Consider the following 4,830-nt stretch of genomic DNA (forward strand, 5'->3'; position numbering starts at 1 on the left):
TCGGCATCCCGGATCTCGTTCTCGCCGGAGAGGAATACGAGAACATCGCCGCTGGACTCGCGGTTCAACTCGTCGAGGGCTTCGAGGATTCCCTGCAGGTAGTCCTTGTCGTCGGCGGGGTTGGCCGCGCCGGTCTGCTCCTCGTCGTCCTCATCCAACGACTCCTCGGCGACCAAGGGCCGGTAGCGGATCTCGACCGGGTAGGTGCGACCGGAGACCTCGATGATCTTCGCCGGGGTGCCGTCGGCATCCGCGAAGTGCTTGGCGAAGCTCTCCGGGTCGATCGTTGCCGAGGTGACGATCACCTTGAGGTCTGGCCGCTTGGGCAGCAGCTCCTTGAGGTAGCCGAGCAGGAAGTCGATGTTGAGGCTGCGCTCGTGCGCCTCGTCGATGATGATCGTGTCGTAGCGGCGCAGCAGGCGGTCGCGGTGCATCTCGTTGAGCAGGATGCCGTCGGTCATCAGCTTCACGCGGGTGCTCGCCGTGGCCTTGTCGGTGAAGCGCACCTGGTAGCCGACGAGCCCGCCGACCTCCTGGCCGAGCTCCTCGGCGATGCGCTCCGCAATGGTGCGGGCGGCCAGTCGGCGCGGCTGGGTGTGACCGATGCTGGTGCGGCCGAGCTCGAGGCAGATCTTGGGGATCTGCGTGGTCTTGCCGGAACCGGTCGCGCCGGCCACGATCACCACCTGGTTGTCGCGGATGGCGTCGGCGATCTCGTCGCGCATCGCACTCACCGGCAGCTCGGGCGGGTACGTAATCTCGGGGATCGCGGTGTCAGTCATCAGCCCTCAATCGTACGCGGTTGCCCTGCCCGCCCGGCATCGGCGGCCCGCGCCACTTTGTTGCCCTCTGCGCCACTTCACGTGGCGCAGAGGGCAACAAAATGGCGCAGAGCGAACCTGATCCGAAAAATGCTTGACACCGCAAAGCACTTTGCATTACAAAGTAGATATGACGAACAACACCGAACCCCAGCGCACCGACGACGCCGCCGAGATGCTGGCCGTGATCGCGGCGCAGCAGCGCCGGGTCGACCGGATGATGCTGCGGCCGATCCCCTGGATGCTCGGCCTCTGGGGCGTCGCGTGGCTCGTCGGCTTCACGCTGCTCTGGTCGGCGTACGAGGGCGGCAACCCGTGGTTCCGCATCCCGATGTCCGTGGCCGCACCCATCTTCGGCATCCTGATCGCCGGGGCGATCGTCGCGTCGATCATCATCGGCATCCGCCTCGGCCGCGGGGTCAAGGGCGTATCCACCTTCGCCGGCGCTGTCTACGGGGTGTCCTGGTCGCTCTGCGGCATGGCCTTCGCGGCGCTCGGCATGGGCCTCATCGCCAACGGCCTCTCCTCCGAGCTGGCCAGCATCTACTTTCCCTCCGGCTTCGCCCTGATGTGCGGCACCCTCTACCTGGCCGGCGCCGCACTCTGGCGACAGGTGAGCATGCTGGTGCTCGGCATCATCATGCTCGTGGTCGGCGCCATCGCCCCGTTCTTCGGTGCGCCCACCAACAACATTGTGATGGCCGTCTTCGGCGGCGGCGCGCTGCTCATCGCCGCCATCATCTTCGCCGTGCGACTGCGCCAGGGGCGGTGACCGGCATGTCACCCACCCAGCAGGGCGAGCTCGACCCGGTCATCCACGCCGCGGCCCGCCTGAAGATCACCGCGACGCTCGCCACGCTCCCGGTCGGGGACCGCATCACGTTCCCCCGACTGCAGGAGCTGCTGGACATGACGCCGGGCAACCTCTCGACCCACCTGCGCAAGCTCGAGGACGCCGAGTACGTTCTCGTCGACAAAGAGCACCAGGGGCGAACCCCCGTCACCTACATCGCCCTGACGAAGGCCGGCCGCCGCGCCTTCGAGGATTACACCGACGCACTCAGACAACTCTTGGGAGGAACAGCATGAGCACCCTCGCCCAGCTCCACCGCGTGACCCGCCGCTTCGGTGACGTCGTCGCCGTCGACGACGTCACCCTCACCATTGAGGCCGGCAGCATGGTCGGCCTGCTCGGCCCGAACGGGGCGGGCAAGACCAGCCTGATCTCGCTCATCAACGGGCTGCGCCGGCCGACAACCGGAACGGTCACCCTGCTCGGCCGCTCGCCGCAGGACGTGCGCTCCCGGCAGAGCCTCGGCAGCACGCCGCAGGAGACGGCGCTGCCGCCGACGCTCAAGGTCGGCGAGGTGATCGATTTCGTCGGCAGGCACTTCGAGGACCGCCAGCCCACCGAGGCGCTCGCCGAGGAGTTCGGCCTCACCACCCTGCTGGGCCGCCAGACCGGCGCGCTCTCCGGCGGCCAGAAGCGCCGGCTCAGCGTCGCGCTCGCCTTCGTCGGCCGCCCGAAGCTCGTGCTGCTCGACGAGCCGACCACCGGGCTCGACATCGACGGCCGGCACGCGCTCTGGGCGGCGGTGCGCCGCCAGCACGAGGCGGGTGCCACCGTCGTCGTCACCAGCCACTACCTCGAGGAGATCGAGGCGCTCGCCGAGCGCGTCGTCGTCATGGAGGGCGGGCGGGTCATCGCCGACGACAGCCTGCAGGCCATCGTCGGCCAGGTCGGCGTGCGGCAGATCCGCTTGCGCACCCCTGAGGTCGCCGCGGTCAGCGCGCTCCCCGGCGTTGCGCGCGCCGAGACCGCGGGCGAGGGCGCGGATGCCGCCGGCCTCGTGCTCTACGCGGCCGACTCCGACCAGCTCATCCGCGAGCTGGTGCGCTCCGGTCTTCCGTTCGCCGACCTCGCCGTGCGCGGGGCGACGCTCGAGGAGGCCTTCCTCACGCTCACCGACTCCGGGCGGGCACACTCCAGCCGGGCGGCGTCCGTCGAGGCCGACGCGGCATCCGCACCCTATGCAACGGAGGTCTCGCGATGAGCACCCTGTCCCTCACCGTGCTGCACACCAAGTACAACCTGATCGAGACCGCCCGCGTGCCGATCGCGATCATCAGCGCGCTCGCGTTCCCGACGCTCGCCCTGCTGTTCTTCGTCGTGCCCCAGCAGGTCGTCGCCGGCAATGCGCTGTACGCGACCCAGGCCGTGATCTCGCTCGCGGTGTTCGCCGTGATGTCGAACGCGCTGTTCAGCTTCGGGCTGACCATCTCCGAGAACAGGGAGAAGCCGTGGGACCCGTACCTGCGCACCCTGCCGGCGCCCGGCATTGCCCGCGTGCTGGCGCAGATCTTCGCCACCGGCACGCTCGGCCTGGCGGCGATCATCCCCGTCATCGTTGTCGGCGGGCTGTTCACCGCCGCCGAGGCCTCGCCGCCGCGCGTGCTGGCCGGCTTCATCGCGCTGGCGGTCTCCTCGCTGCCGTTCATGCTCATCGGCATCTGCATCGGCTACTCAATGCCGTCCAAGGCCGCGATCGCCGTCGTGCAGATCGTCATGTTCGGCATGGCCTTCGCCGGCGGGTTGTTCCTGCCGCCGATGCTGTTCGCCGACTGGCTGAACACGCTCTCCAAGTTCATGCCGTCCCGGCAGGCCCGCGAGCTCGTGATCTGGGCGGTGCAGGGCGGGCAGCTGGAATGGTGGGTGTGGGTCGGCATCCTCGTCTGGACCGTGGTCGGCTTCGCCGGCGCACTGCTCCTCTTCCGCCGCGACGAGGGCCGCCGCTACCACTAAGCGTCGCCGCCGCCACTCAACGTCACAGTGGCGGCATCCATGATGGAATGGATCCATGAGCAACGAAGCCGGCACCAGTGCAGTCCCCACGATCACCCTGAACGACGGCCACACGATCCCGCAGCTGGGGTTCGGCGTCTTCAAGGTGGAGCCGGCCGAGACCGAGCGCATCGTCACTGACGCCCTCGAGGTCGGATACCGGCACATCGACACGGCCCGCATCTACGGCAACGAGGCCGGCGTCGGCCGGGCCATCGCCGATTCGGGCATCGCCCGCGAGGACCTCTTCATCACCACCAAGCTGTGGAACGACGACCAGGGAACCCAGTCCGCCTTCGACGCGTTTGAGCGCAGCCTCGAGCAGCTCGGCCTCGACGAGGTCGACCTCTACCTGATCCACTGGCCCGCCCCGGCGAACGACCGCTTCGTCGAGGCGTGGAGGGCGCTCGAGAAGATCCGCGAGACCGGCCGCGCCCGGTCCATCGGAGTCTCCAACTTCACCGTCCCGTACCTGACCCGCCTGCTCGCCGAGACGGATGTCGTTCCCGCCGTCAACCAGATCGAACTGCACCCGGCGCACCAGCAGCCGGCGACCGCAGCGCGCACTGCGACCAACGGAATCAAGCTCGAGGCCTGGGGCCCGCTCGGCCAGGGCAAATACAACCTCTTCGAGCTGCCCGAGGTGACGGCGCCCGCCGAGGCGCACGGCAAGACGCCGGCCCAGGTCGTCATCCGCTGGCACCTGCAGCAGGGCCACATCCTTTTCCCCAAGTCCACCCGACGCGCGCGCATGGCCGAGAACCTCGACGTCTTCGACTTCGAGCTGACGGAAGCCGAGCAGCAGGCGATCACCGGGCTGGAGCGCGAGGGCCGGGTCTCGGCCAACCCCGACGACGTCAACTAAAGACGGGGGCTCAAGGGGCAGTGCAGCCCGACACGCCCGGTGGTGGCGCCGCTTTGCGCGGTGTCGGGGGCGCACGTATTGTTGTCTCTTGTCACCCCACAGGTGCGGCCAGCTGGTTCAGCTGCCGGCCTCAAGCGGGACAAGATCTTAGCCACAAATCTTCGGGTTCCCGCATTTGCGAAGCCCGGGTTTCACGCCTAAGATTATAACTCTCCTCTTCTTCTCCTCGTGTTCGAGTTTGAGTCGGCTCTGGTTTTCATGCCATGAGTGTCTGATTCGCTCGGTTTGACACGGGGCGGGGA

Annotated in this window: 6 protein-coding genes; 5 read left to right on the forward strand and 1 reads right to left on the reverse strand. The window is 68.2% G+C overall.

All coding sequences use genetic code 11. The annotated features are described in order from the left end of the window. On the reverse strand, window positions 1-782 hold a 782-nt coding region (locus GY24_RS17040; protein WP_133161240.1), incomplete at its 3' end, for a DEAD/DEAH box helicase. A gap of 169 nt (window positions 783-951) precedes the next feature. On the opposite strand from GY24_RS17040, the gene GY24_RS17045 reads away from it, so the two are divergent. From GY24_RS17045 to GY24_RS17065, 5 genes are read left to right on the forward strand one after another with little or no spacing between them, the layout of a single operon-like run. Further along, window positions 952-1,593 (forward strand): hypothetical protein, encoded by a 642-nt coding sequence (locus GY24_RS17045; RefSeq protein WP_104477796.1) that lies wholly within the window; start codon window positions 952-954, stop codon window positions 1,591-1,593. 5 nt (window positions 1,594-1,598) lie between these two features. Beyond that, window positions 1,599-1,910, forward strand: a complete 312-nt coding sequence (locus GY24_RS17050) for a winged helix-turn-helix domain-containing protein (protein WP_083365555.1) — start codon at window positions 1,599-1,601, stop codon at window positions 1,908-1,910. Continuing rightward, a complete protein-coding gene (locus GY24_RS17055; RefSeq protein ID WP_104477798.1) occupies window positions 1,907-2,875 on the forward strand; it encodes an ABC transporter ATP-binding protein in 969 nt (322 codons plus the stop codon). The genes GY24_RS17050 and GY24_RS17055 overlap by 4 nt, the downstream gene beginning before the upstream one ends. Then, window positions 2,872-3,624: an ABC transporter permease gene (locus GY24_RS17060; protein ID WP_104477800.1), complete on the forward strand. Its 753-nt coding sequence runs from the start codon at window positions 2,872-2,874 to the stop codon at window positions 3,622-3,624. Before GY24_RS17055 ends, GY24_RS17060 begins: the two co-directional genes overlap by 4 nt. Before the next feature lie 55 nt (window positions 3,625-3,679). Further along, window positions 3,680-4,528: an aldo/keto reductase gene (locus tag GY24_RS17065; RefSeq protein WP_104477802.1), complete on the forward strand. Its 849-nt coding sequence runs from the start codon at window positions 3,680-3,682 to the stop codon at window positions 4,526-4,528. Window positions 4,529-4,830: the final 302 nt, after the last annotated feature.

Source organism: Microterricola pindariensis (genome assembly GCF_002936985.1).
Lineage (GTDB): Bacteria > Actinomycetota > Actinomycetes > Actinomycetales > Microbacteriaceae > Microterricola > Microterricola pindariensis.

Excerpts from the sequence above, each read along its gene's own strand:
- GY24_RS17045 (WP_104477796.1), top strand. The coding sequence starts at position 952 with ATGACGAACAACACCGAACCCCAGCGCACCGACGACGCCGCCGAGATG.
- GY24_RS17050 (WP_083365555.1), top strand. The coding sequence starts at position 1,599 with ATGTCACCCACCCAGCAGGGCGAGCTCGACCCGGTCATCCACGCCGCG.
- GY24_RS17055 (WP_104477798.1), top strand. The coding sequence starts at position 1,907 with ATGAGCACCCTCGCCCAGCTCCACCGCGTGACCCGCCGCTTCGGTGAC.
- GY24_RS17060 (WP_104477800.1), top strand. The coding sequence starts at position 2,872 with ATGAGCACCCTGTCCCTCACCGTGCTGCACACCAAGTACAACCTGATC.
- GY24_RS17065 (WP_104477802.1), top strand. The coding sequence starts at position 3,680 with ATGAGCAACGAAGCCGGCACCAGTGCAGTCCCCACGATCACCCTGAAC.